Source organism: Pantoea sp. B623 (assembly GCF_024814475.1).
Taxonomy (GTDB): domain Bacteria; phylum Pseudomonadota; class Gammaproteobacteria; order Enterobacterales; family Enterobacteriaceae; genus Pantoea; species Pantoea ananatis.
This window is the reverse complement of sequence record NZ_JANUXM010000004.1, coordinates 155,494-179,061: the sequence shown is the minus strand read 5'-3', so window position 1 is coordinate 179,061 and position 23,568 is coordinate 155,494. Positions and strand designations below refer to the sequence as shown.

The 23,568-nt window shown below is 54.2% G+C and carries 20 protein-coding genes; 9 read left to right on the top strand and 11 right to left on the bottom strand.

Annotation, left to right across the window (positions count from 1 at the left end; all coding sequences use genetic code 11):
* Positions 1–5: 5 nt before the first annotated feature.
* Positions 6–1,478, bottom strand: coding sequence for an aldehyde dehydrogenase (locus NXS97_RS02670; protein ID WP_116219746.1), 1,473 nt, complete (start codon positions 1,476–1,478; stop codon positions 6–8).
* A 30-nt stretch (positions 1,479–1,508) separates the two neighbouring features.
* The gene (locus tag NXS97_RS02665) at positions 1,509–2,639 is read right to left on the bottom strand and encodes a DSD1 family PLP-dependent enzyme (RefSeq protein WP_015700275.1); all 1,131 of its coding nucleotides are present in this window, start codon (positions 2,637–2,639) and stop codon (positions 1,509–1,511) included.
* A 92-nt stretch (positions 2,640–2,731) separates the two neighbouring features.
* On the opposite strand from NXS97_RS02665, the gene NXS97_RS02660 reads away from it, so the two are divergent.
* On the top strand, positions 2,732–3,640 hold the full coding sequence (locus tag NXS97_RS02660; RefSeq protein ID WP_019105195.1) for a LysR family transcriptional regulator: 909 nt from the start codon (positions 2,732–2,734) through the stop codon (positions 3,638–3,640).
* 36 nt (positions 3,641–3,676) lie between these two features.
* Here the strand turns inward: NXS97_RS02660 and NXS97_RS02655 are convergent, their stop codons facing one another.
* Positions 3,677–4,072: a cupin domain-containing protein gene (locus NXS97_RS02655; RefSeq protein ID WP_089517339.1), complete on the bottom strand. Its 396-nt coding sequence runs from the start codon at positions 4,070–4,072 to the stop codon at positions 3,677–3,679.
* A gap of 226 nt (positions 4,073–4,298) precedes the next feature.
* Between NXS97_RS02655 and NXS97_RS02650 the strand changes: the two genes are divergently transcribed.
* Genes NXS97_RS02650 through NXS97_RS02640 form a run of 3 tightly spaced genes read left to right on the top strand, consistent with a single transcriptional unit; the run spans position 4,299 to position 6,101 of the window.
* Positions 4,299–4,862, top strand: a complete 564-nt coding sequence (locus tag NXS97_RS02650) for a fasciclin domain-containing protein (RefSeq protein ID WP_014593752.1) — start codon at positions 4,299–4,301, stop codon at positions 4,860–4,862.
* Between the two features lie 40 nt (positions 4,863–4,902).
* Positions 4,903–5,457 carry a sigma-70 family RNA polymerase sigma factor gene (locus NXS97_RS02645; RefSeq protein WP_042676752.1) on the top strand — a complete coding sequence of 185 codons (555 nt, stop codon included), beginning with the start codon at positions 4,903–4,905 and terminating at the stop codon, positions 5,455–5,457.
* On the top strand, positions 5,454–6,101 hold the full coding sequence (locus tag NXS97_RS02640; RefSeq protein WP_105088153.1) for an anti-sigma factor domain-containing protein: 648 nt from the start codon (positions 5,454–5,456) through the stop codon (positions 6,099–6,101). The genes NXS97_RS02645 and NXS97_RS02640 overlap by 4 nt, the downstream gene beginning before the upstream one ends.
* 80 nt (positions 6,102–6,181) lie before the next feature.
* On the opposite strand, the gene NXS97_RS02635 is transcribed toward NXS97_RS02640, so the two are convergent.
* Positions 6,182–7,822 (bottom strand): methyl-accepting chemotaxis protein, encoded by a 1,641-nt coding sequence (locus tag NXS97_RS02635; RefSeq protein WP_064373810.1) that lies wholly within the window; start codon positions 7,820–7,822, stop codon positions 6,182–6,184.
* A gap of 873 nt (positions 7,823–8,695) precedes the next feature.
* On the opposite strand from NXS97_RS02635, the gene kup reads away from it, so the two are divergent.
* Positions 8,696–10,564, top strand: coding sequence for a low affinity potassium transporter Kup (gene kup / locus NXS97_RS02630; protein WP_013025825.1), 1,869 nt, complete (start codon positions 8,696–8,698; stop codon positions 10,562–10,564).
* Between the two features lie 450 nt (positions 10,565–11,014).
* Positions 11,015–11,431, top strand: a complete 417-nt coding sequence (locus tag NXS97_RS02625) for a GFA family protein (RefSeq protein WP_014605803.1) — start codon at positions 11,015–11,017, stop codon at positions 11,429–11,431.
* 45 nt (positions 11,432–11,476) lie between these two features.
* Here NXS97_RS02625 and NXS97_RS02620 read toward each other — a convergent pair whose 3' ends face one another.
* On the bottom strand, positions 11,477–12,586 hold the full coding sequence (locus NXS97_RS02620) for a HipA domain-containing protein (protein ID WP_116219747.1): 1,110 nt from the start codon (positions 12,584–12,586) through the stop codon (positions 11,477–11,479).
* Positions 12,586–12,825 (bottom strand): type II toxin-antitoxin system antitoxin HipB, encoded by a 240-nt coding sequence (gene hipB / locus NXS97_RS02615; RefSeq protein WP_013025828.1) that lies wholly within the window; start codon positions 12,823–12,825, stop codon positions 12,586–12,588. The genes NXS97_RS02620 and hipB overlap by 1 nt, the downstream gene beginning before the upstream one ends.
* Positions 12,826–12,939: 114 nt before the next feature.
* Here hipB and NXS97_RS02610 point away from each other — a divergent pair, with 114 nt between their 5' ends.
* The gene (locus NXS97_RS02610; protein ID WP_013025829.1) at positions 12,940–13,383 is read left to right on the top strand and encodes a GNAT family N-acetyltransferase; all 444 of its coding nucleotides are present in this window, start codon (positions 12,940–12,942) and stop codon (positions 13,381–13,383) included.
* Positions 13,384–13,446: 63 nt separating this feature from the next.
* On the opposite strand, the gene NXS97_RS02605 is transcribed toward NXS97_RS02610, so the two are convergent.
* Entirely contained in the window at positions 13,447–15,822 is a 2,376-nt protein-coding gene (locus tag NXS97_RS02605) for a glycoside hydrolase family 3 N-terminal domain-containing protein (protein ID WP_116219748.1), read from the bottom strand.
* 22 nt (positions 15,823–15,844) lie between these two features.
* Positions 15,845–17,233: an MFS transporter gene (locus NXS97_RS02600; RefSeq protein WP_014593758.1), complete on the bottom strand. Its 1,389-nt coding sequence runs from the start codon at positions 17,231–17,233 to the stop codon at positions 15,845–15,847.
* A 525-nt stretch (positions 17,234–17,758) separates the two neighbouring features.
* Here NXS97_RS02600 and NXS97_RS02595 point away from each other — a divergent pair.
* Entirely contained in the window at positions 17,759–18,391 is a 633-nt protein-coding gene (locus NXS97_RS02595) for an acyl-homoserine-lactone synthase (RefSeq protein WP_014593759.1), read from the top strand.
* On the opposite strand, the gene NXS97_RS02590 is transcribed toward NXS97_RS02595, so the two are convergent.
* The gene (locus NXS97_RS02590) at positions 18,363–19,112 is read right to left on the bottom strand and encodes a LuxR family transcriptional regulator (protein WP_013025833.1); all 750 of its coding nucleotides are present in this window, start codon (positions 19,110–19,112) and stop codon (positions 18,363–18,365) included. The genes NXS97_RS02595 and NXS97_RS02590 overlap by 29 nt on opposite strands.
* 610 nt (positions 19,113–19,722) lie before the next feature.
* Between NXS97_RS02590 and NXS97_RS02585 the strand changes: the two genes are divergently transcribed.
* Positions 19,723–20,616 carry an SDR family oxidoreductase gene (locus NXS97_RS02585; protein ID WP_014593760.1) on the top strand — a complete coding sequence of 298 codons (894 nt, stop codon included), beginning with the start codon at positions 19,723–19,725 and terminating at the stop codon, positions 20,614–20,616.
* A 58-nt stretch (positions 20,617–20,674) separates the two neighbouring features.
* Here the strand turns inward: NXS97_RS02585 and ampC are convergent, their stop codons facing one another.
* Positions 20,675–21,817, bottom strand: a complete 1,143-nt coding sequence (gene ampC, locus NXS97_RS02580) for a class C beta-lactamase (protein ID WP_370620509.1) — start codon at positions 21,815–21,817, stop codon at positions 20,675–20,677.
* A gap of 532 nt (positions 21,818–22,349) precedes the next feature.
* Entirely contained in the window at positions 22,350–23,531 is a 1,182-nt protein-coding gene (locus NXS97_RS02575; protein ID WP_013025836.1) for a glycosyltransferase, read from the bottom strand.
* Positions 23,532–23,568 lie beyond the last annotated feature (37 nt).

The window sequence follows — 23,568 nt, the reverse complement described above, 5'->3', positions numbered from 1 at the left end:
AGGTGTTAAAAATCGATTAAGACACTCTTGTAGCGCTGACATGACTCAAAGGCCTGGCGCCCAAGATCTTTGCCAAAACCGGACCCCTGAAAGCCGCCGGTTGGAATGATAAAGTCCCAGGTTCGACGATAGCGGTTGATCCAGACCGTACCGCTGTCCAAGGCTTTCATCAGCCGCATCGCACGTGGCATGTTGAGCGTATGCACGCCTGCACATAAGCCAAAAACGCGATGCTGTGCGAGCGCCAGGGCTTCTTCTTCATCGCTAAACGTCTGGATGGTGAGCACCGGTCCGAAGATCTCCTCCTGAATCGCGACGTTATCCTGATTCACATTGGCTAACAGCGTCGGTTGCCAGAACCAGCCCTGCGCGGTGTTTTCGTAACGCTGGCCGCCGGCCAGAATGCTGGCCCCCTGCGCCACGGACTGCGCGATAATCGTCGCGACTTTTTCCCCCTGACGTTGATCGATCAGCGGACAGTAACGCGTGGCGGCCTGCCAGGTCATACCGGGCAGCGGTGTTTTGCATAGGGCGATAAGCTTTTCGATGACCCGTTCTGCGATACCTTGTTGAATGATCAGACGCGTCCCTGAAACACAGGCCTGACCGGCGTTGACGGTGAAGCCCAGAAACAGGCGCTCGGCGATTTCATCCGCATCGCCTGCATCGTCAAAAACCAGCTGCGGGCTTTTTCCGCCCAGTTCCAGCGTCACGGGCTTGGTACCGTGCAACGCGGCCTGGCTCATGATCGCCGCCCCGGTCGCGGTTGAACCGGTAAAGGACACCTTTCTGACCAGAGGATGGGTCACCAGTGCATTGCCGGTGACCTGTCCGCCGCCCTGAACGACGTTGAGCACGCCGGGCGGAATACCGGCCTGCACGCCCAGCTCAGCCAGCCGCGCGGTGGAGAATGGCGTCAGCTCAGAGGGCTTGAGCACCACCGCGTTTCCCGCAGCCAGCGCCGGGCCGCACTTCCATGACGCCATCGACAGCGGGAAATTCCACGGCGTGATCGCGCCGATCACGCCATAAGGCTCCGGCACCAGCATCCCCAGGCTACTGTTCTGGGTTGGAAACACATCTCCGCTGTACTTGTCTGCGCATTCTGCATAAAAACGCAGAGCAGCAGCGGTGAAAGGCACTTCAATATTGATCGTGTCCGTTATCGGACGCGTGGAGCCCACCGCCTCAAGCTGCGCCAGATAATCTTTGTCGGCATCGATCAAATCCGCCCAGCGGGAAATGGCCGCGCCACGTTCGCGTGGCGAGCAGCTTGACCAGCCGCTGCGAATGCGCGCGTCTTCCGCGAGGCTTACCGCCTCGCCGACCGTTTCTGCGCCCGCTTCGTTGATGTCGGCGTAATGCTGGCCATCCGAGGGACGTTTAATCCCCATTGTTTTGCCGGATGCCGAAACAAACTGGCCGTTGATAAAATGCCCGGTCGAAAGACGGACCTTATCGGGATCAAAATCTGACATGATGTCCTCTCACAATGAATGGAAAAAACGCTACCAGCCAACGATGCGTTGCCAGACCTCATGTTCGCCGTTTCGGGTGTCGATCACCTGATAGTGCGTATGCATCGCGGCGGTCGCGCAGGCGTGGTTGGGCAGAATACGCAGCAGGGTACCCAGTGGAAAATCTCCGGTGGAATACGCACTGTCGCGCGGCAACGCAATAATTCCGTGCTCCTGATTGGTGGTTGTCAGCAGCAATCCCAACGGACAACCCGCGTCGTCGCACACCAGCCCGTAGCCATAATCGGTATCCTGTGAGGCGGTGCCGCGATCGCGTGACATGGCCATCCAGCCGGCATCAACAAAAACCCAGCCCTTGTCGTGGTTGTGGCCGATCACCGTTGTCACCACCGAAAGCGCAATGTCGTCCTGGGTGCAGACGCCCAGATTGTGCATAAACAGATCGAAGGTGGAAAACACCCCGGCCCTCACCTCGGTTACGCCCGTGAGGTCCGTAGCCGCATGCGCCGTGGGCGTGGAGCCAACGCTGACGACCGGGCACGGGATCCCTGCGGCACGGATATGCTGGGCAGCGGTAATGGCAGCCTGGCACTCTTGCTGCGCCGCCCGCTGAATGTCTTGCGGCGTGCGGCAATGGTAGGACTCGCCCGCGTGGGTCATTACCCCTTCCACCACCATCCCGTGCTGATGCAGATGACCGGCAATCTCGGCCAACGTCCCGTCGTCAGGTCGAATGCCGCCGCGATGGCCATCGCAGTCGATCTCAATGAAAACGGAAAACGTCACCTGATGCTGTAAAGCGTAATCGCTGATGGCCTGTGCCTGCGCCATGCTGTCCAGCAACACATGCACCTGTTTGCCGCTGCACCGCAGGGCGGCAATACGCGGCAATTTAGCGGGCGCAATCCCCACGGCGTAAAGCACATTGCTGAAGCCAGCGGCGACAAAGGCTTCGGCTTCTGCCAGGGTAGAAACGGTGGCAGGTGAAGAGGATGCTTTGAGCAGATAAGGCGCAGACTGGAGAGTGCGAAGCGTTTTCAGATGCGGGCGAATCTGGCAGCGTTGCCCTTCGATTCTCTGATACAAGCGGTTGATATTGCGTTCAAACTTAACTTTATCTAACAGCAGATAAGGCGTGGTTATGGTTAAGTGATTGAGCATCGTCGAATTCCTGTAAGGTTTTATTGATGCTCTCATCGTTTAAATCTGTTTAAAATGCCGTCAGGCCCAATTAATGATTAGGTTTGAACCTAATGATCAACAGCGAAGATTTACGTTTTTTTCAGGTCATTGCCCTGCATCCGACGCTGGCGGCGGCGGCGCGCCATCTGGATATCACGCCGCCTTCCGTGACGCAGCGCCTGCAAAGTATTGAACAAAAGATCGGGGTGAAGCTGATCCTGCGTCCGGCAAAACGCATCATTCTGACCGATGAAGGCGAAGCTCTGCTGGGTCGCGCCCGGGTGATTTTGCATGAGATAGACCAGTTGCAGGATGTGATCGATCAGACGCGAAACCGCATCAGCGGAACGCTGAGAGTGCTGGCCCCGTTGGGCTTTGGTTCCGAACACATTGCCCCGCTGCTGGCGGAGTACGCCGACAGCCATGCCGATCTCAGTATCGATCTCACCCTCTCCGATAACCCCGACTGGATGCAGGCCGATAAGTGGGATGTGGTGATCTATATCGGCCATCTGCGCGACTCCACGCTCTACAGCACCCGGCTCGCCGCCAATCCGCGTTTACTCTGCGCCTCGCCGGCTTATCTGCAGCAGCAGGGTACGCCGACGCATCCTGATGCGCTGCAGCACCATCACTGTCTGGTGATACGGGAAAATGCGGAAGATGTGACGCGCTGGACATTCAGCCACAACGGGGACGAAACGACCCTAAGGATTACGCCACGTCTCGCCAGCAATGATGGTCGTATCATTAAAAAATGGGCGCTGAGCGGTAAAGGGATTATGGTACGCTCCGCCTGGGATGTCAGCCGCGAGATCCGCCAGGGCCTTCTTGTTCCCTTGCTGCCCGCGTTTACCTTGCCGTCTGCCGATATCGTCGCCCTGACCAGCCTGCAGGAAAAAAAGCGGCTTCCCCGCACTCAGGGCTTTATCGACCTGATGAAACACACCTTCAGCGCACCGCCTTGGGAGATCGATTAGGCCTCCCTGGTGTTGCACCGGCTCAACAGGTGTTGCTTACGATAAAAACTCGTGCTCCGTGACCTTCTCAAGCCAGGTCACCGGACTGCCGTTAAGGGATTCCGCGATGGCAATATGCGTCATTGCATGGCTGTCGGTGGCGCCGTGCCAGTGACGAACATCCTCCGGTATCCAGACGATATCGCCCTGATTAATCGTCTGCTTCTCTTCGCCTTCACACTGAATCCATCCCTGACCGGCGGTGACGATCAGCGTCTGCCCCAGTGGATGCGTATGCCAGGCCGTACGGGCACCGGGCTCAAAGGTGACGATAGCGCCGCCAACCCGTGCCGGGGCCGCTGTGCTGAAAGGCGAATCAATGCGGACCTGACCGGTAAAATACGCCTCAGGACCTTTCGCTGAGGGAACGGCGGCATTTTTGATGATTTTCATTATCGGCTTACCTTTGATGTCGTGTGACAGAGGACAGGGACGGACGTCTCTCATTCTGGCCGCTGCTTGCCTGTGCGCACATGGCCGAAAAACACGCGCAGGCTGATGAATTGGGCAGGCTAAGCGCAGAGTTAAAAATATTTAATTTTTTCTGCATCCACTTTCGTCCCCCTACTCGTATATCTCATTGAAAGCCACTTACTCCACGCTCTAATGAGGATTTACGATGAAAAAGCTAATCGCTGTGACCGTTGTATCAAGTGCATTACTGTTTACCACTGCCTCTCTTGCCGCTATGGAGTCGGGTTCTGTCATGGTAGGCGGTGCCGCCATGTTCCCGCAAAAAAATATTGTTGAAAATGCGGTTAACTCAAAAGATCACACCACCCTGGTGGCTGCGGTAAAAGCAGCCGGTTTGGTTGATACCTTACAAGGTAAAGGCCCTTTTACCGTGTTTGCTCCAACTAACGCGGCGTTCGCTAAGCTCCCTGCAGGCACCGTAGACAGTCTGCTCAAACCGGAAAATAAAGCGAAACTGACCAGCGTACTCACCTATCACGTGGTTGCCGGTAAGTACGATATGAAGGCGCTGGAAGCCAAAATCAAACAAGGTGGCGGTCATGCCGAGCTGAAGACCGTTAACGGTCAGCCGTTATGGATTATGAACAATGGCCCCCACAATATTCAGCTGAAAGATGGCCAGGGCAACGTCGCGAATATCAGTACCTATGACGTCAACCAAAAAAATGGCGTGATAGATGTGATTGATACCGTATTAATGCCGAAGTAATAATTTATACTCGAACGGAAACAGATCATTCGGGACGCTTATGGACAAGGTGCAGGCAGTGGAGCAGGTGAAATTGATGCAGGCAATCGCCGACGGCGATCGTCAGGCATTTGAACAACTTTACCGGCTGACATCGCCTCACCTTTTTGCCATCGCGTTGCGCATGTTGCAGCATCGCCCCTGGGCTGAGGAGGTGCTGCATGATTGCTACATCACCATCTGGAGCAAGGCGGAAACCTATAATGCCGCGCTGAGCTCCCCGTTGACCTGGATGACCCACATTGTTCGTAATCGGTGTATCGACTGGCTCCGCAGCGGACAGGCACGCCTTGCCAGCGCGGAAGAAGCCCATAACGATGACCTACTGGCCGCTGAACATGACGAACTGCATAACAGACAGGATGATGCACAAGCCGCACGCTTACAGCGCTGTCTGGGAAACCTCAGCAGTGAGCAGCGCCAGAGCATCACGCTGGCCTACTATCAGGGCATGTCCCACAGCGATATTGCTCACTGGCTCCAGCAGCCGGTTGGATCGGTGAAAAGCTGGATCCGCCGGGCGATGGCGCACCTTCGGGAGTGTGTCGGACTATGAATAAACGCCAACGTGACGACGCGCTCTCTGCGGAATACGCGCTGGGTACGCTGCGCGGCAATGCGCGGTTACGCTTTCAGAAGCGTCTGCAGAGTGAGCCGGAACTGACTGAGCAGGTAGCCAAATGGCAAACCCTGCTTGCCGGACTGGATCGCAGTCTGATGCCTCAGATTCCACCGGAATACGTCTGGAAAAAAATTACGCTAAGTCTGCCGACAAAGATAACGCCGCGCGTCAGGCGCGGTTATGTAGGCTGGCTGGTTGCCGCTGCCCTTGCCGCGCTGACGCTGGTGTCGTATCAGGTTATCAGGACGCCCGACTTTACCCCGCTGACCGTAATGCGGGGCGCGGAGCAACAGGGGCAATGGGTGGTCAGTGCAGATAAGGCGTTGACGCAGCTGCGTGTAACACCGTTGCAGCCGGTCGCTATTGGCGCAAACAACAGCCTGCAACTGTGGCTCATCCCTGCCGGTCAACAGCCCGTTTCGTTGGGGCTGCTGAATGTCCATGAGACCACGCAGCTCAAACTTGCCGCACGTGATACGCTGAAAAACGCGGTGATTGCGGTCAGCCTTGAGCCCCAGGGCGGTTCACCCACCGGGCAGCCTACCGGCCCGGTGCTTTACAGTGGCAGGACAGGATAACGCCATTCGGGCTGCGGGTTGAGCGGGTGGGACGATGGCATGCCTTTATCCCGTGTTATCGCCCCACCCGCCGCACAACCCTAAAAACGTTGCCAGTTATCTTCCTGCTTAGCATAGGCCGCACGAGCCTGAACAAAGGCGGAAGAAACCCGTGCGGGGCTGGATTGGGCAACAGGCGCGGCATCGGTCAGCACGAACGTGGCGACGAGCTGATTCAGTGCTGAGGCCTGATCCATGAGCGAGCGAGATGCCGATGAGGCTTCCTCCACCAGCGCCGCATTCTGCTGTGTCACGTCATCCATCTGATTGACGGCCTGATGCACCTGACCAATCCCCAATGACTGCTCCTGAGACGCGACGGCAATTTCGTCAACGAGGTCGGTTACCTGTCGCACCGCGTCCTTCATTCGTCCGATATTGTCACCCACCTGTTCAGCCTGATTAACGCCGGTTTCCACATAGCGCATCGAGGATTCGATAAGTTCTTTAATCTCGCGCGCTGAAGCCGAAGAACGCTGCGCCAGGTTACGCACTTCACCGGCGACAACGGCAAAACCTCGTCCCTGCTCGCCAGCCCGGGCGGCTTCAACGGCAGCGTTGAGCGCCAGAATATTGGTCTGGAAAGCCACGCCTTCGATCAGGCTAATAATGGCGGTGATTTTTTCAGAACTCTGTTTAATGTCGGTCATGGTGCCGAGCATGGTGTGAACTTTCGTGGCGCTGTCGTCCGAAATGTCCCGGGCGTTTTTCGACAGCTGGCTGGCCAGTCGGGTGTTTTCAGCCGTCTGGCGCACGGTTTCACTCAGCTCTGACATACTGGCAGCCGTCTGTTCCAGCGAGGCCGCCTGCTGCTCGGTGCGTGAAGAGAGATCTTCGTTGCCGGCCGAAATTTGCGAGGTGGCAGAACTGACAGAATGGGCCGAACGTTCAACGGACGACAGGGAATGGGCCACATTCCCGATAAGGTTGTTAAACGCTTTAGCCGTAAGACCAATTTCATCCTGACGGGAGTCATCCGCACGCAGGGTAAGATCCAGTCGCTCGCTGGCACGTTCCATGGTGATTCGCATACCGTTAAGGTGCCTGCGGATCCCCAGAATCGTTCTGACGGAGAACGCGCCCAGCAGCAGAATGATGGCGGCCGAACCGGCAATTAACCACACCAGCGTTTGCCGGTAAACCTTGTTGTTATCTTTTTCAAATGCCGCCCCTACCTCCACATTAAACTGTAACTGTTTCTGGTAACTTTCAATTAAATCGCGAATAGACTGCCCGACCCCGCTATTGCCCTGCAGATCGGCCAGCGCAGCGTCGTCATGCAGACGGGAATTCGCCATAAAACCGGGCAAACGGTCATCCATCTGCTTAATCAGCGCTAAGGCATGCTGACTCAGCCTGATGTCCTGATCGTTAGTGGTTTCATTTTTCAAATAAAATTCAGTCAGCGCTTTAACGGTATCCAGCCGCGTTGTTATTTCCTTTTCGAACTCGGCCTGTTTGCCTTGATCTTTTGCACTCAAATGTCGGTAAAGCGAGACGTTAAGCCGGTTACTGCCATTGACCATTTTATCCAGGTCAACCAGTGAAGGCAGCGTATTGGTTTGTACGTATTGAAAGCGCGACTGGAAGCCGCTCAATACCATGATGACGATCACCACCATGGCAATCATCGATGCCGAGAGCAGTGAAAACGTCAGGAAAAGCCGCTGAGTAATAGTCATATTAAATTCCCCGAATACTGTGTTCGTTATTCATTACGTTATGCTGAAGCACGCTAGCCATAAAGATATCGACAGGGCGTGAATGAGCATTAATGCGCTGAATGGTAAATCCGCTGAATAATGGGGGCGGACGCTGCATTACCGTTAAAAAGCATTAGCCCGTTGAATGCATAAATAAAGACGTAGGGATTTATGACTCAGAAAATACAAATGGATTTAATGGATGGAGGAAAGTCAATTTTTATTTAAGAGGAGGGAAATAATCTTTATTCAAAATGGCGCGCGCGTTTAATTAATAAAATTTCGCTTAAGGCCAGCTTAAAATTGTGCCTGAATATACCGGCTGCGCCGTTGTTTAATGCCGCCGTTTTTGAAATAAATTAACGCTGCAACAAATGCGAACGAATTAATCATAAGTAAGGACTATTTTAAAAATTTTTTTATTTTTTTTGTTAACGCCGGGACGTTCTTCTCCATTCGTTCGGGCCGGGCGTTAAAAACCCGCATAGCGCTGGCTTCCCTGTATCCGCCGCGACACAGCCTTGTCATTCGCCGCATTCACGCCGCGGGTCGGCATGGCTGACAAAGCAAAAGACATAATTTGGCTTAATGCAACACGCTGACTAAACCGGTTTTAAACAGCCTGGTCGTGACGGCGGATTTACGCCACTTCTCGCGCGAAATAACTGCTGAGTTAATCGACAGTCGTGTAAAAATGTCGTAAAAAAAAGGTACAAACCTGTAAAAATGCAGTTCATAACTTAACCACCTACTCCCTAACTCACGCTAAACCGCGTAATCTCGTGCTGATCGCTGACCGGATAACCTTTCCGGCGAAGGTGGATAGTTACGTGAAGCAAAACAGGATATTAAATGGCGCAGTCTGAAAAACAGTCTCTTCCTGCAGGCATGCTGGCGGCAGCGGGGATCGTATTTGGTGATATCGGCACCAGCCCGCTCTATACCTTAAAAGAGTGTCTGTCTATTCTTCCCTCTGGGGCGGTGACCGAAGAGGCGGTCATGGGGTTTCTTTCTCTGATATTCTGGGGACTGACGCTGATTGTGACGGTGAAATACGTCATCTTTATCATGCGTGCAGATCATGATGGCGAAGGCGGAATACTGACGTTGATGTCCCTGGCCCGGCAAAATGTCGGCGCGCGGCTCAGCCGCATCATCGTACTGGCAGGCCTCACAGGAGGAGCCTTCTTTTACGGTGACGGCATTATCACCCCGGCAATCTCGGTGCTTTCCGCCGTTGAGGGGATTGAAGTCGTGGCCCCGGCGCTGGATCGCTTTATTGTGCCGCTGGCCATGGTCATACTGGCGGTACTCTTTGTGATCCAGAAGCACGGCACCGAGCGCGTCAGCCGAGTTTTTGGCCCGATCATGCTGGTGTGGTTTATTACCCTGGCGATACTCGGTGTGCGCGGCATCGCCATGAATCCGCACGTTTTACATGCGCTCAATCCGGCCTTTGCCCTGACCTTTTTGCTTCATCATGAAGCCCTGTCATTTGCCGCGCTCGGCATGGTGGTGCTGGCCGTCACCGGTGCTGAAGCCCTGTATGCGGATATGGGACATCTGGGCAAAACCCCTATCAGGCTGGCCTGGTTGATCATTGCCCTGCCCGCTCTGGTGCTGAACTATTTTGGTCAGGGCGCCTTGGTGCTTGCCGAACCCAGCGCGGTGCAAAATCCGTTTTATATTCTCGCGCCCGTCTGGGCACAGATCCCGCTGATTGTCCTGTCAACCCTGGCCACGGTCATTGCTGCCCAGTCAATCATCAGCGGCGTTTACACGCTGACGCATCAGGCCATTCGCCAGGGGTTTCTGCCGCCGATGCGAGTGATCTTTACGTCTGCTACGGAATCAGGACAAATCTACATCCCGGTCGTAAACTGGCTGCTGTTTGCGGCGGTAACTGTCGTCATCCTGGCTTTCCGCCAGTCCTCAGCGCTCTCATCCGCTTACGGTATCGTGGTGACGGGCACGATGGTGCTGACGGCCTGTCTGGCCGGTATTGTGGCGTTTAAAAACTGGAAGTGGCCATTGCCGGTGGCGTTGGTTTTTCTGCTCTGCATGCTGTTAATTGATGTGCCGCTGTTTGCCGCCAATCTGATGAAACTCCTGTCTGGCGGCTGGGTGCCGGTGCTGCTGGCGATGACCATGCTGGTGCTGATGCTTATCTGGAGCAGTGAGCGTTCCCGGCTTATCCGCCGTCTCACTGACGATCCGGTGCGGCTGAAAGCACTGATTAGCTCCCTGGAAGCCTCTCCGCCGATGCGGGTGGGGGGAACGGCTATCTTCCTGACGCGTAAAGAGTATGAAATTCCGCAGGCGCTGCTGCATAACCTGAAACATAACCGGGTACTGCATGAGCGCACTGTCTTACTGCATATCAAAACGGTCGATCTGCCCCGCGTACACAATCAGCAGCGCATTGCGTTGCGCCAGATGTCCCCGTCGTTCTGGCAGGTGACGGCCACCTATGGCTGGCATGAGCGTCCGTCGATGCAGGATGTCCTGCATCTTTGTGGGCTGGAAGGCTTTGGCTGTACGTTAAATGAAGCGTCGTTTTTTACCTCGCACGACACGCTGGTGATGAAAAAGCGCCGCGGTCTGGCCCATGCCAAAGGCGTTATCTTCCACTTCTTCCAGCGCAATGCACTACGCGCACATGAGCAGTTCAGAATCCCGGCTAACCGGGTGATCGAACTGGGCGGGCAAAAAGAGTTCTGATAAGGGCGTTTGCGGCAGAGCGCGTCACGGGCTCTGCCGTTTTCTTTTGTCAGGATGCCCGCGTGTTCCCCGCTCGCGTTCTGCACCCTTTCACCACCCGTTGTAACGGCCTTCTTCACGCGTCTCCTGGATCTCGTCAGGCTTTGCCAGGCAAAATGTATGCTCATACAGGCATAACGGGACAGCAGGCGCCGCTGTGGCGCAAGTACCGCCTGCCGCGTTATCCCGTCAATAGTGCCCGTTGAACTCAACGCTGACTTGCAGAACGGCCCTCATCAGCGCACCAAACGCAGGATGCTGAAGAAAAATCTGTAGGCTGCGGGATCCCGTCTGGTGTCTTTGACCTTAACCCGTCACAATACCAGCCGGGATCCCCTGTTTTACCTGTGCCACCAACGCTTCATCCCTGTCACCTCCCCAGAGGTTGCAGGATGAAAAAAGGAGCAAATCATGTCTGATGCGACATCGGCTCAGTGCCACTGTGGCGCTGTAGCGTTTAACGTAAAACTGCTGGATGGCCTGAACACGGCCCGGCGCTGTAACTGCTCTTTCTGCCGTATGCGCGGCGCGGTCGTGGTGTTTGCGCCCGTCTCGGGGCTTGAGGTGGTGAAAGGCAAAGAGACGCTAAGCGAGTACCGTTTTAATTCGGGTGAGGCAGTCCACTACTTCTGTTCCATTTGTGGCATCTACACGTTTCATCAAAGCCGGTCCAATCCTGAACAGTACGGCGTGAATGCCGCCTGTCTGACGGGCGTTTCGCCTTTCGATTTCGCCTCCGTGCCCGTCACCGATGGCAATAATCATCCCCGGGATGGCGGCAAAGGCGGCGTAGTCGGCCATCTTAACTATGTTGCAGTAAAACCCTGACATTGCAGTAAAACCCTGGCGCCGGGCACCAGAAGGCCATTAACCTCAGATCGCCTGGCGCACCCTTTCCAGCATCATCATTGCGTGGCTGAAAACCGCATCGGCGAGCGTCAGGGGATAATCATCGGGCAGGCTGTCCCGCACCTTAATAATCGCGGCAGGCAAGCCCGGAATAAAGGCCGCCAGTATCTGCCGCATCGCTGCCTGACTGAACCCCACGCTCCCCGCAAGGGCAAGAAAATGCGCGGGCCCAATCGCGTCAATGTGATGCTGTTTGCCCTCAGGGCCTGTCAGGCCTATCCCCAGCTGGAAATCCCGTCTGTCTGTTGTGCGCAGAGAAAGGCCCGGGCAGGCGGAAAGAAGATGCTTAAAAGGCGCGAGCCGGAAGCTGCCACCGCGAGCAATCAGCAGCGAAAGATGTTTAGCGTTGACGCGCGTGATGCCCGTCAGCCACTGAAATACCAGACAGCGCATCAGATCCTCACGGTCTTTCATGGCGGAGCTTGAGCCCATCAGCAAGGCCATGATGTCATCAATTCCCGGACCGCCCTGCTGCTCATCGCGGCCAGAGAGCGGCACGCCGAGCGCCTGACACACGTCTTCTTCAGGAAGATGATAAAGGTGTTGTCCGTCGTGACGCCAACGGCGATCGTATCGTTCTGTTCTCAATTTACGGATGCCGTTCTCATGAACTAACACGGCATCCGGCACCGGGATAGTCAGCTCCCGGGCCAGGGACAGACACAGATACGCATTATCGATATCGAACTGCTGTGCCTCATCGGCGGGGGTGAAGATGCTTTGCGTTGCCTGGTCCGGCGCGACGGGCTGCCGCTTTGCCGGCAGCAGACTGAGCGCCCCGGGCAATGTGTGTCCCACTTTCTGCAATGCTGCAAACACCTCACAGGATTTTATCGGGTGAGTGGGGTAAAAATCCTTTTCGATCAAAGCACTGGGAAAGAGAAGGTTTTCGAAAAAGTGCACGACTTTCTCAGAATGCATCGCGGCGCGCTGTAAGGGCAACGAAAGCGAGAGAGGTCTGGCAAGCGGATGCTGAAGCCAGTTGGCGTCATACTGGAAATGCAGCGCGCCGTTGTGATGCAGCGTCAGCGTTCCCGTACGCTCGCCGTTTATCCAGGCAATGAGCTTTGCCATTACCAGGCATCCTCAGCCGGGGCTGAGGATGCGCTGTTTTCATGAAGCGACAGAGCAAGATCGAGCGCCTGTAAGATTTTGAACAACGTTGCCAGTGAGGTTGTATCCGGGGCATTTTCGAAGTGAGACAGGGTTGCCTGTTTCAGGCCCACTTTTTTCGCCAGTTCGACCTGGGTCCAGCCGTTTTGCTGCCGCAATAGCCTGACCTGATTCGCCAACTGGCGGGGACTGTAAATCATGCTGTATGCTCCCTGATAGGTGAGGATTTATCCCCGTTAGAGGATATTATCAGACTTGCTGCTCTTTCGCCTGATAACTTAATTATCCCCGATAGCGGATATTTTGGAGGTATAATGACCAAATGTAACTTTCCTCTGGCCGTCACGCGGTCTTACACCGAGAACGATAAGCAGGATTTACTGGCCGGGCTGCGCGCCTATAACAACGCGTTCATCGATACTTCGACATGGGGGCCGCTGGCGGTATTTTGTCGTGATCCGCAGGGAAAATTGCTGGGCGGACTGATTGGTAGCCAAAAAGGGCACTGGCTTTGTATTGAGTTTCTCTGGGTGAGTGAATCCGTGCGCGGTTCAGGCCTTGGCCAGCAGTTGGTTCATGCAGCCGAACAGGATGCTGTCACGGCGGGTTGCCACAGTGCCCTGGTGGATACCTTTAGTTTCCAGGCACTTCCCTTCTACCAGAAGCAGGGTTATGCCCGGCAGATGTCGTTAACGGATTTCCCTCAACCGGGCATGCAACGTCATTATCTGACGAAAGCGTTAAGCGCAGCGCGCTGATCTTCACGCTGCAAAAACGCAAGGGTTGCCCCTGTCCATCTCTCAATGGACAGGGTTAAGGCATCAGATGATATTGACCTTGCAGTCGCTTAACATGCGCCAGTGGCAAGGCAGAACACGCGTTTCGCCTCTTACCGTTACCGTGCTGACGCCATGAATATCGCGACAGGACGATCCGACCTGGAGTTCAAACTCGCCCGGCTCAACAATGCGCTTGCCATCGCGACGGGTAAAGTTAAGCATATCAACGGGAAGCGTAAAGCACAGCTCAGCCGTTTCACCCGGTTGTAACGTGACGCGCTGAAAAGCTTTGAGCTCCTGGAGCGGGCGCACCATGCTGGCGACCTTGTCCCGGATATAAAGCTGAACCACTTCACTGCCCTGCCGTTGGCCGCTATTGGTTAGCGTCATTCTGAGGCGGATTTCGCCGTCAATAGCGACGCTGTCCTGCTCGGACTGGAGCGTCCCCCAACTAAACGTTGTCCCGCTCAGACCGTAGCCAAACGGATAGCGTGCGCCAAAATGGAAGGCGATTGGCGTGCCGCCGCTTTTCAGTTTGTGGTTGTAATAGAACGGCATCGCACCGACGTTCTTCGGAACGCTCACCACCAGGCGGCCCTGCGGCTCTGCGCGGCCGGTGAGGATATCCGCTATCGCCCAGCCGCCCTCCTGTCCCGGTGCCCAGGCCAGCAGAAAGGCGGCGACCTTGTTCTCCAGGCCCTGCAGGTTATAAGGTCGCCCACCGGTCATGACCACGATCACCGGTTTTCCGGTGTCCACAAGGGCCTCCAGCAATAACTGCTGCACGCCTGGCAGATTCAGGCTGTCGGTATCAGAACCTTCTCCTACGGTGCCGCTCTGGAACAGGCCCGCCAGATCGCCTACGCAGGCAACAACGACATCGCTTTCTTGTGCCACGCGAACCGCCTCCGCAATCAGATGCGTATCCTGTGAAACAGGCGACTGCTGCACAGGTTTCGCCCCGCTGTCTCCGGGGAAAACGGGAGCGCCTGCCGCGCGTTTCTCAATAATATGGCAGCCTTTGGCATAGCTGACGTTTTGCTGCCCCAGCGTATGGCGCAGGGCGGCGAGCGGCGTCGTTACCTGCGAGGTTTCCTCCAGCATATCGCTAATGATCAGGTGAACAGGAAAACTGTAGCCACTCAGTAGCGCAAGTGGATCGTCTGCACAGGGGCCCACAACCCCAACGCGACTGGCTTGTTGCAGCGGCAGAATGCCGTTATTTTCCAGTAGCGTGATCGACCGCGTGGCAACCTCCCGGGCGACCTGACGGGTTTCCTCGTCCTGCAGTGAAATCGTCTCTTCATTAATGTAGGGCTGCTCGAACAGGCCCAGACGAAACTTTTCGGTTAAGATGCGGCCAACAATTTCATCCACCTTCTCCATCGACAGCAGATTACGTGATACGGCGTCCGCCAGATGGCGAGCGCAGTCATCTTTGGGCAGTTCGACGTCCAGCCCGGCGTTAAAAGCCAGCGCGGCAGATTCTGCCGCATCCTGCGCCACGCCATGATGCTGATGAAGCAGGCTGACGCCGCCGTAGTCAGCGACGACAATGCCGTCGAATCCCCACTGCTCCCGCAAGACCTCCGTCAATAAAAAACGATCGCTGTGGCCGGGTTGATTATCGATGTCATGGTATGCCGGCATGACTGAACCCGCATTCGCCAGCTTGACCGCCATTTCAAACGGCAGTAAGAAGATATCGTTTAACTCGCTGAAACCCAGGTGTACCGGCGCGTGATTACGGGCGCCCTCACTGAATGAGTGGCCGACGTAGTGCTTCAGCGTGGCTAACAGATCGCGCGTGTCACCCTGCAGGCCCTCGACGTAGGCGGTGGCCATGACGCCCACCAGCCAGGGATCTTCCCCGAAGGTTTCTTCTGTCCGGCCCCAGCGGACATCGCGGGACACATCCAGTACCGGCGCCAGCCCCTGCTTACAGCCAACAGAACGCGCCTCTGTGCCAATCCGCTGTGCCGCCCGCCTGATGAGTTCAGGATCCCAGGTCGATCCATAGTTGAGCGATGAGGGAAACAACGTGGCGCCTTTGCAGAGCAAACCGACCAGGCACTCTTCATGCAGCAGCGCCGGGATGCCCAGGCGTGAGCCTTCAGTCACGTCGCGCTGCAGGCGATTCGCCGCCCGGACGCCAGTCAGCGCGTCAACGATATGCGTTCCCAGCGGACGGGTAATCTGACCTATACCGCGGGTTAATCTTTCTTTCAGTGATGTCTGGGCACTGACGCCAGTAAACTCATCGCTTAAATCTGTGCGTTCCTGGTGATTGCCCTCTTCATCCAGAATGAGCCAGTAAGCATGCATCTGCGCGAACTTTTCTTCCGTCGTCATGCGCGGCAGCAGATCCGCGACGCGTTCAGCGACCGGACGATGAGGATCCTTATAGATTGCAGTCATGTTTCACTCCTTTATGCAGATTTCAGATAGTCTTGCTGGCGTCCATTTTCTCTTCAGCGGCGCGCTTCGCAGCCAGCTCAAGGGCGATAGCATTCACCCGCGCGCTGTTCAGTTTGTAGAGAAAAAGCAGTAGCAACATGCAGGTAAACAGAACGCCGGGAATAATGTTGTGCATCAGGTTGATGGTGGTGATGACGCGAGGTGTTTGTGCGGCCACGCCGGGCTGGTAATGAACCAGTCCCAGAATCCAGCCCACGACAGCCCCGCCCATGGCAAGGCCAAATTTGATGGCAAACAGCGCCGTTGAAAATACGAGGCCGTCCAGTCGTCTTCCGCTGCGCTGTTCTTCAAAGTCCACCACATCCGAGAACATGTTCCATTGAATGGGCGTGGTCAGGTTCTGAACAAAACCAAAAACAATATTCACGGCAATGATCAGCCAGACCTGAGAAGGCGGAATAAAATAAATCGTGGTGACAAAAAAAACAAAACTGGCAAGGCAAATCTGATAAGTGCGCACGCGATCAAATTTTCCCAATAACCGCTCTGAAAAAAAGGCCCCGCACAATGCCGCTATCATGCCGGTAATTATAAAAGTGAATACGAGGTCAGGACGCAATAAAACGTAGTTCATGTAATAAATGGTGGAGGAGCCACGGGTTACCACCGCCGTGAGCAGCAGGATGTTAAAAATAACAATGATGCACCACTGGCTGTTTTTACTCAGCGCCTTGAGGTCGGACCACATCGAGTTTGCGCTGTCACTGCGGGGTAAATAACGTTCCCGGGTCATAAAGAAGCAGCAGTAGATTAAAACCACCCCTAAGAACCCCATGAAGCCCATGGCAAAAAGGTAGCCTTTTGCCTTGTCACCCTGACCTAACAGATCCACCAGCGGCAGCCCGATGACGGTCACCACCAGCCCGCCGATAAACGCGCAGGCAAACCGCCAGGATTGCAAAGAATGGCGTTCGCGGGGATCGAGCGTCAGTGCACCGGGCATGGCGCAGTAAGGGACGTTTACCGCAGAGTAAATAAAGCTGAGAATCGTGTAAGTGACACAGGCATAGACGATCTTCACCGTGGGGCCGACATCCGGAACATAAAAGGTAATGAGACAACTGACGCCAAACGGAATCGCAAACCACATCAGCCAGGGCCGAAAACGACCGTGCTTCGTTCGGGTGCGATCGACCAGCGCGCCAATACAGGGATCGACAAAGGCATCGGCCAGACGAACCACCAAAAACATCGTCCCCATAATGGCGGCCGGTAACCCAAACACATCTGTGTAAAAGTAGGCGAGAAACAAGGTGGCGGTTTGCCACACCATTGAACTGGCGGCATCACCGATGCCGTAACCCATTTTATCTTTTGTCGTGAGCACAGAGGATACAGAGGATATAGTCATTGTTATGAGCCTTATAATTAGGTGAAAAACCTGTTCAGTCAGCTTTCCACGCTCTGCCTGTACAGGCAGGCCAGGCTCAAGTATTAGTAGTCTGGAGGAGTAGCAACAATTCCAGAAATTAACAGCCAATTTATGATATTTAGTTTTTTTGCGGGTTTGTGATGCAGTGCATATTGATAACTTATCGATCAATACATTTTTGACGAAATATTTTTGACACCAGGTGGGGTTACTTTGTTATAAGCCTGTAATGTTCTCATATAAAATCGCTATGACATGGCGAATATGCACGCTTGAAATAGTACAGCCTTGTTACTATTTGTATTGTTTTCTGTTGCGTTATGGCAAATAATATCTCTTCAGGGAGAATTTTACCGCCCGAGATGCGTTATCCTGCCCACTGAACGACTGAGCAGCCCTATTTTCAGATGAATAAATGTTATTTAGCTGAACGTCAGAGTGAAAAGTTAGTAAAATCAGTACAGGATAGCCGTGAGGGCTGCAGTAACTTTTAGAGGAAATGGAATGCTTGAACTGTTTGACGTCAGTTATGAAGAGCTGCAAACCACACGTTCAGAAGAACTTTATAAGCTCAGAAAAAAAACTTTTAGCGACCGCCTGGGATGGGAAGTCGTGTGCAGTCAGGGCATGGAGTCGGATGAGTTTGATGGCCCAGGGACGCGTTATATTCTGGGTATCTGCGAAGGGCAGTTAGTGTGCAGTGTCCGCTTTACCTGCCTGGATCGCCCCAATATGATTACCCACACCTTTCGTCACTGTTTTGACGACGTTCCCCTGCCCGCTTACGGCACCGAGTCCAGCCGTTTTTTTGTTGATAAAGCCCGCGCGCGCGAACTGCTGGGTGAGCACTATCCTGTCAGCCAGGTACTGTTTTTAGCCATGGTTAACTGGGCGCAGAACAATGCTTATACGCATATCTACACGATAGTCAGCCGGGCAATGCTGAAAATACTGAAACGGTCCGGATGGCAAATCAGCGTGGTCAAAGAAGCTTTTCTGACGGAAAAAGAGCGTATTTATCTGCTGACGCTGCCAGCCGGGGAAGCCGATAAACAGCAGTTGGGTGGGGATATTGTTGCACGTACGGGCTGCGCGCCCGTCGCCGTAACTACCTGGCCGCTGACGCTGCCGGTCTGATAAGATCTAACTCAACACCCAGTCTGATAGCCTGTCGGGCGTTACTGACGCCCAGTTTAACCACCACATTTTTGATGTGAAATTTTACAGTGCTGACAGAAATACCGGTAATGGCGGCAATCTCAGAGTAGGTTTTCCCCATACTCGCCCAATACAACACTTCATTCTCACGCGAAGAAAAGATGGTTTTATCGGCGTTTTGATTCACCGTCGGTGCTCTTTCCGCTTCTGCGCCAGCCAGTCGATACATCTGCTCATTAAAATCGATCAGCAACATCTGCATCGTGCCCTGCTCTGAGGCAAGACGCTGTTCCAGTGCGGCCTGGTCGTTGCCTTTAATGATGACCGATAGCAACGCCAGGTTGTTCATATGGTCGTGGAGCACGTAGGTAAAGCCATTAACGATGTTGTATTGCTTCGATAATGAGAAAATTTTGGTAAACCGGAGATCGGACATCAAAGTGATGTTCTCGTCCCAGGCAAAGGGTGAGGTGCGTTTAAAGGCGGTAAGGATAACCGGATCGGTTAACTGAAAATTATTGGCGCGGTATAACCTAACCCATTCGTCAGGATAACTGGAAATAATCAGAACATTTGAAGGATTTTTTTTGCTCACAACAGTGTAAGCGTACTCAGGACTGCCAAACGAAGATAACTTTCTCTGTATGTAAGTCTGAAGCGTATCCGTTATTGTTTGATTTTCAAGAAAAAAAGAAAACATTCAGGCTCCATGCTGCTTCTTTTACTTAACGATGACATAACCTGCACTTTAGTACAGGTAAGATAATACTTAAGAATAACTTACAATGATTCAGCCAGAGGTTACAATGGGTTCAGTTGTTTAGCGGTAAAAAAAAACCTGACCTGCAAGGCCAGGTCGCTGAAACAGCCAACACCAGGGAAAAACTTTCCGGCCAGACTTCACAAACTATAAAGTGATGCTGGCCGGGACACTCAGAGTAACATCCCAGAAACATTTGTACAAACATTTACCTTCGCTTTCCCACACCTGATTGTCTTCCTTTATCATATGCAATGATCTCCCCTCTTCTTTCATGCCATAAGCGCCTTTTATTCAATGCGTTAGCCTTCACCTGTGCGTGTCGCCAGGAAAGAGGATGCGCTCTTTTTGGCCTGATGGCGCTCCCCCTTAAGGAAAAATCAACATACTCTGCTACTTCCGCTGCGCTTATCTGCAATATCGTCGGAAAACCCTCGCCATAAAGCCTGTTTTCATCTGCCAGTACGGATTAAATAAGCATTTGAATGTGACAAATATCACATCTGTGCCAGGCTTAAACTCTCTGACCACCCTGTTCAAGGAGTTCACTATGACGACGTCAAATAACCACATTCAAGACCCGGATCGCTTTCCGAAGCCGCCGTTCAGGCAGCAGCCGCAGCAGGCACCCGGATTAGCCAGTGAAATGGATCCTGCTCCCGATCATGGTGAAAAAAGCTATCGTGGACATGGTCGCCTTACCGGCCGTAAAGCGCTGATCACCGGCGGCGACTCGGGTATTGGCCGTGCGGTTGCAATCGCCTATGCGCGTGAAGGTGCAGATGTGGCCATTAACTATCTGCCGGAAGAAGAGTCCGATGCGGTTGAAGTGATTAAACTGATTGAAGCCGAAGGGCGCAAAGCTGTGGCCATCCCCGGCGATCTGCGTTCTGAAACCTTTTGCCAGACGCTGGTTAACGAAGCGGCCGAGAAGCTGGGCGGGCTGGATATTCTTGTCAATAACGCCGGACGTCAGCAGTTTAATGAATCCATCCGTACGCTGAGCACAGAAGATTTCGATGCCACCTTTAAAACCAATGTCTATGCGCCATTCTGGGTAACGAAAGCCGCGCTGGCGTATTTGCCGCGCGGGGCCTGTATCATTAACACCTCTTCCGTGCAGGCCTTTAAACCCAGCGATATCCTGCTGGACTACGCGCAGACTAAAGCCTGCAACGTCGCCTTTACCAAAGCACTGGCTAAACAGCTCGGCCCGGAAGGGATTCGCGTGAACGCGGTCGCACCGGGTCCGTACTGGACGCCACTGCAGCCGAGCGGCGGTCAGCCGCAGGAGAAAGTGGAACAGTTTGGCGCAGACGCGCCGCTGGGCCGCCCCGGCCAACCCGTAGAGATTGCCCCACTCTACGTCACCCTTGCGTCGGACGAGTGCAGCTTTGCCTCCGGGCAGGTATGGTGCTCTGACGGGGGAACCGGAACCTTGTAATCGTTTTTAATACGCCATGGCCGCACTGCGCGGCCATTTTTTTGCCTGCTTTTCGGCATTACTGTAACGCGTCGAGAATCGCCACGGCCGCCTTAATGCGTTCCGGATTGGGATAGTTTTTATTCGCCAGCATAACGATGCCGCTGTTGAGCTGAGGGACAAAGGCAATGTAGGCCCCAAACCCGTTTGTGGAGCCGGTTTTGTGGATCCAGCTGGCGCGGTCCGCGGGTTTTACCGGGTTCACCAGCGTGGCAGGCTGAGCCTCCAGCGCGGTTTTCGTGTCGCTGGCGTCGATGAGCGTTTGCTCCTTCACCGGCCATGGATAGATTTCCCATCCCAGCCCCTGAGAAAGTTGACCTGCCGTTAAATAGTGCGACTGTGCGGTGAGTATGCCGTTGCGTAAGACCGTATTGCCGGACGATAACCCGTTGGGATTCGCATTGGCCTGCATAAAGGTCATCATGTCGCGCGCGGTGGACTTCACTCCATAGGTTTCTGCCGACAGCATTCCGGGAGAGACGCGCACGGGCTGACCGTCTTTATAGCCCCACGCATAGTCGAACATCATGGACGCGGGAACGGTATAAAAAGTGCGCGTGAGCCGCAACGGTGTAAAGACGTTCTTCTGCATGGCTTCTTCAAACTCGCCCTTTACCATGAGATAACCCAGCAGGCCGAGGCTGACATTGGAATATTGCCGCTGAATGCCCGGCGCGACACCGGGCTGCCACTGCTGCGCGTAACGGAGTAAGGAATCCTGATCGACCACGCTGGCAGGAAGCTGTAACGGCATGCCACCTGCGCTGTAGGTGGCGAGGTGCACCATCCTGATCGCCTGCCACTGCGGGCCTTTTAGCGCGGGCCAGTACTTTTGTACCGGATCGTTCAGGCGAAGTTCGCTGTTACGTATCATCACGCCAGCCAGTACGCCGGTAAAGGTTTTGCTGACGGAACCAAGTTCGAACAGCGTATTTTCCGTCACCCGTCGATCGGTTGCGGTATCCGCTACGCCAAAGTTCAGGTACTGCGGGCGGCCTTTATACAGGACCGCGACGGACATGCCAGGAATCCCCTGCTCCGCCATTAATGGCGTAATCACGTCCTTAACCCGCGAGGCAATCTCCTGTGAGGATAAATCCGTCGCGCTGCTGCTGGCGCTAAGGGCGACGAGTAATGCAGTAAAATATATTTTCATCAGCACTCATTCAGGTGACAGTTCATCAGTTTGCGCGTAAGACTTCGCCCAATCGGGCGGAGATATAAGCGCGCGACCATGATCGCGACATTAACGCGGCCCGTAATAGAAAAGCTGCCGGGCAGGCAGTGTTAGCTCACGGAGAGCCTGTAAATTCCAAATCGCTTAACGCGGCTTAGGTTCGGCTCGGTGAAGTGGGAATCCTCGCCCAGGGCGGGGAGCCGTCAATGACACTGAGCAGCGCATGATTGCACGCAAAGTTGCGCCTGGGTACTACAGGCACCGGAATTACGCGTATTACAATGAGATTGCTCAACATAACAGCGAGTCTGACAGCTGGAGAGATCACATTTTGCGGCGATGGGCATCAGTTGAGGAAGCGGCGCGCGCGCCGGAAAGCTGTGTGCGGGTTGTGCCAGTGCGCTGCTGGCCATCAGGCAGGACAGCAGCAAAGCAAAAAGACATTTCATAACCGATCTCCAGAGATACGCGTCAGTTAAGTATGGTAACTCTGACGCGTAACGTCTGATAAATCTTGTTAAATTGAGAGCGCGGGCGGATGTTCAACACATTCCACAACGCCGCGACGATAAATATCGTTAAGTCGGACGCCGTACTGACGCGGGTCATGCTGCTGTTTAATGCGTAAAATTGACCCTTCTCCCTTTTCCATCAGGCAGGCCGGGTGTGCCAGAATGTCCAGCAGGGTCGATTTTATGCCGTCGATCAGCGCCCGGCGCAGGCGATCTTTATCGGCTTCGCTGTTGACCTGATATTCACGATCGTCATTCAGCTCGCCGCCGATCGTCCAGCCTGCGCTGGCCGGGTTGATTTCCGGCAGAGCACGCACATTACTGGTTAACACCGGACAGCCGCTCGCCTGCATCTCCAGCACGGAAAACCCGTAGGTTTCCTGCCAGGTCGGTAACAAACCGAGATCACTGTTCTGGAACAGTTTCAGGAGTGCCGAGTTTGCCATCTGCGCATGATGGGTGACGAAGCTCAGGCGGGAGATACGATCCTGGATATTTCGGTAAAAAGCCTCGTCGTCCTGGAATTTACGGTGTGCCACGTTATGACGCTTAGTCAAATCGCCGATAAGCTGCACGTCAAGCTGGGATGCATCGATCTGACCCGCTTCGACAAGCTCACTCAGCGCCAGCACAATTTCGGCCCCGCCCTTGCGATAAAACTCATTGCCGACAAAGACCAGACGGATTTTGTCGCTGTGACGTGCGCTTTTCTGCGGGGTAAACAGCGTTTGTGGCGGATGCATCACCAGCGTTTTAGCCCGAATTTTTGCCGCCACATCCGGTTTAAACAGCTTCATCTGGATGTGCAGCGTCGCCTCTGAAATAGCAATCAGACCGAAACAGTTATCTTTCAGCAAATAAGGGATCAGCTGTTTCAGCTCTGGATTGTCGTGTTTGGCCACGCCTGCTACCGGCAGAACGCGCGGCAGCTCGGTTTCAAACGTCGCGACCCAGTTCATTTGCGTTATTGCCACTTCATTGAACAGATGGAGTATGTCGGGCTTCTGCCCCATTGCAAACGGGACAGGTAAGAAGACGAAACGTTTATTTTTTTTCAGTAAACGCGTACGCAGCGGATTGAGGAAATAGAAAACGTTACGTTTTTTCAGGTTAATGTAGTCGTTTTCCGGATTGACCAAAATATTGCGCTGCTCCGGATAGTGATTATTACTTATGCCGATTTTCATGAAGGGTTCCGAAGTCGTAGTGAGTGCGAACGTGATC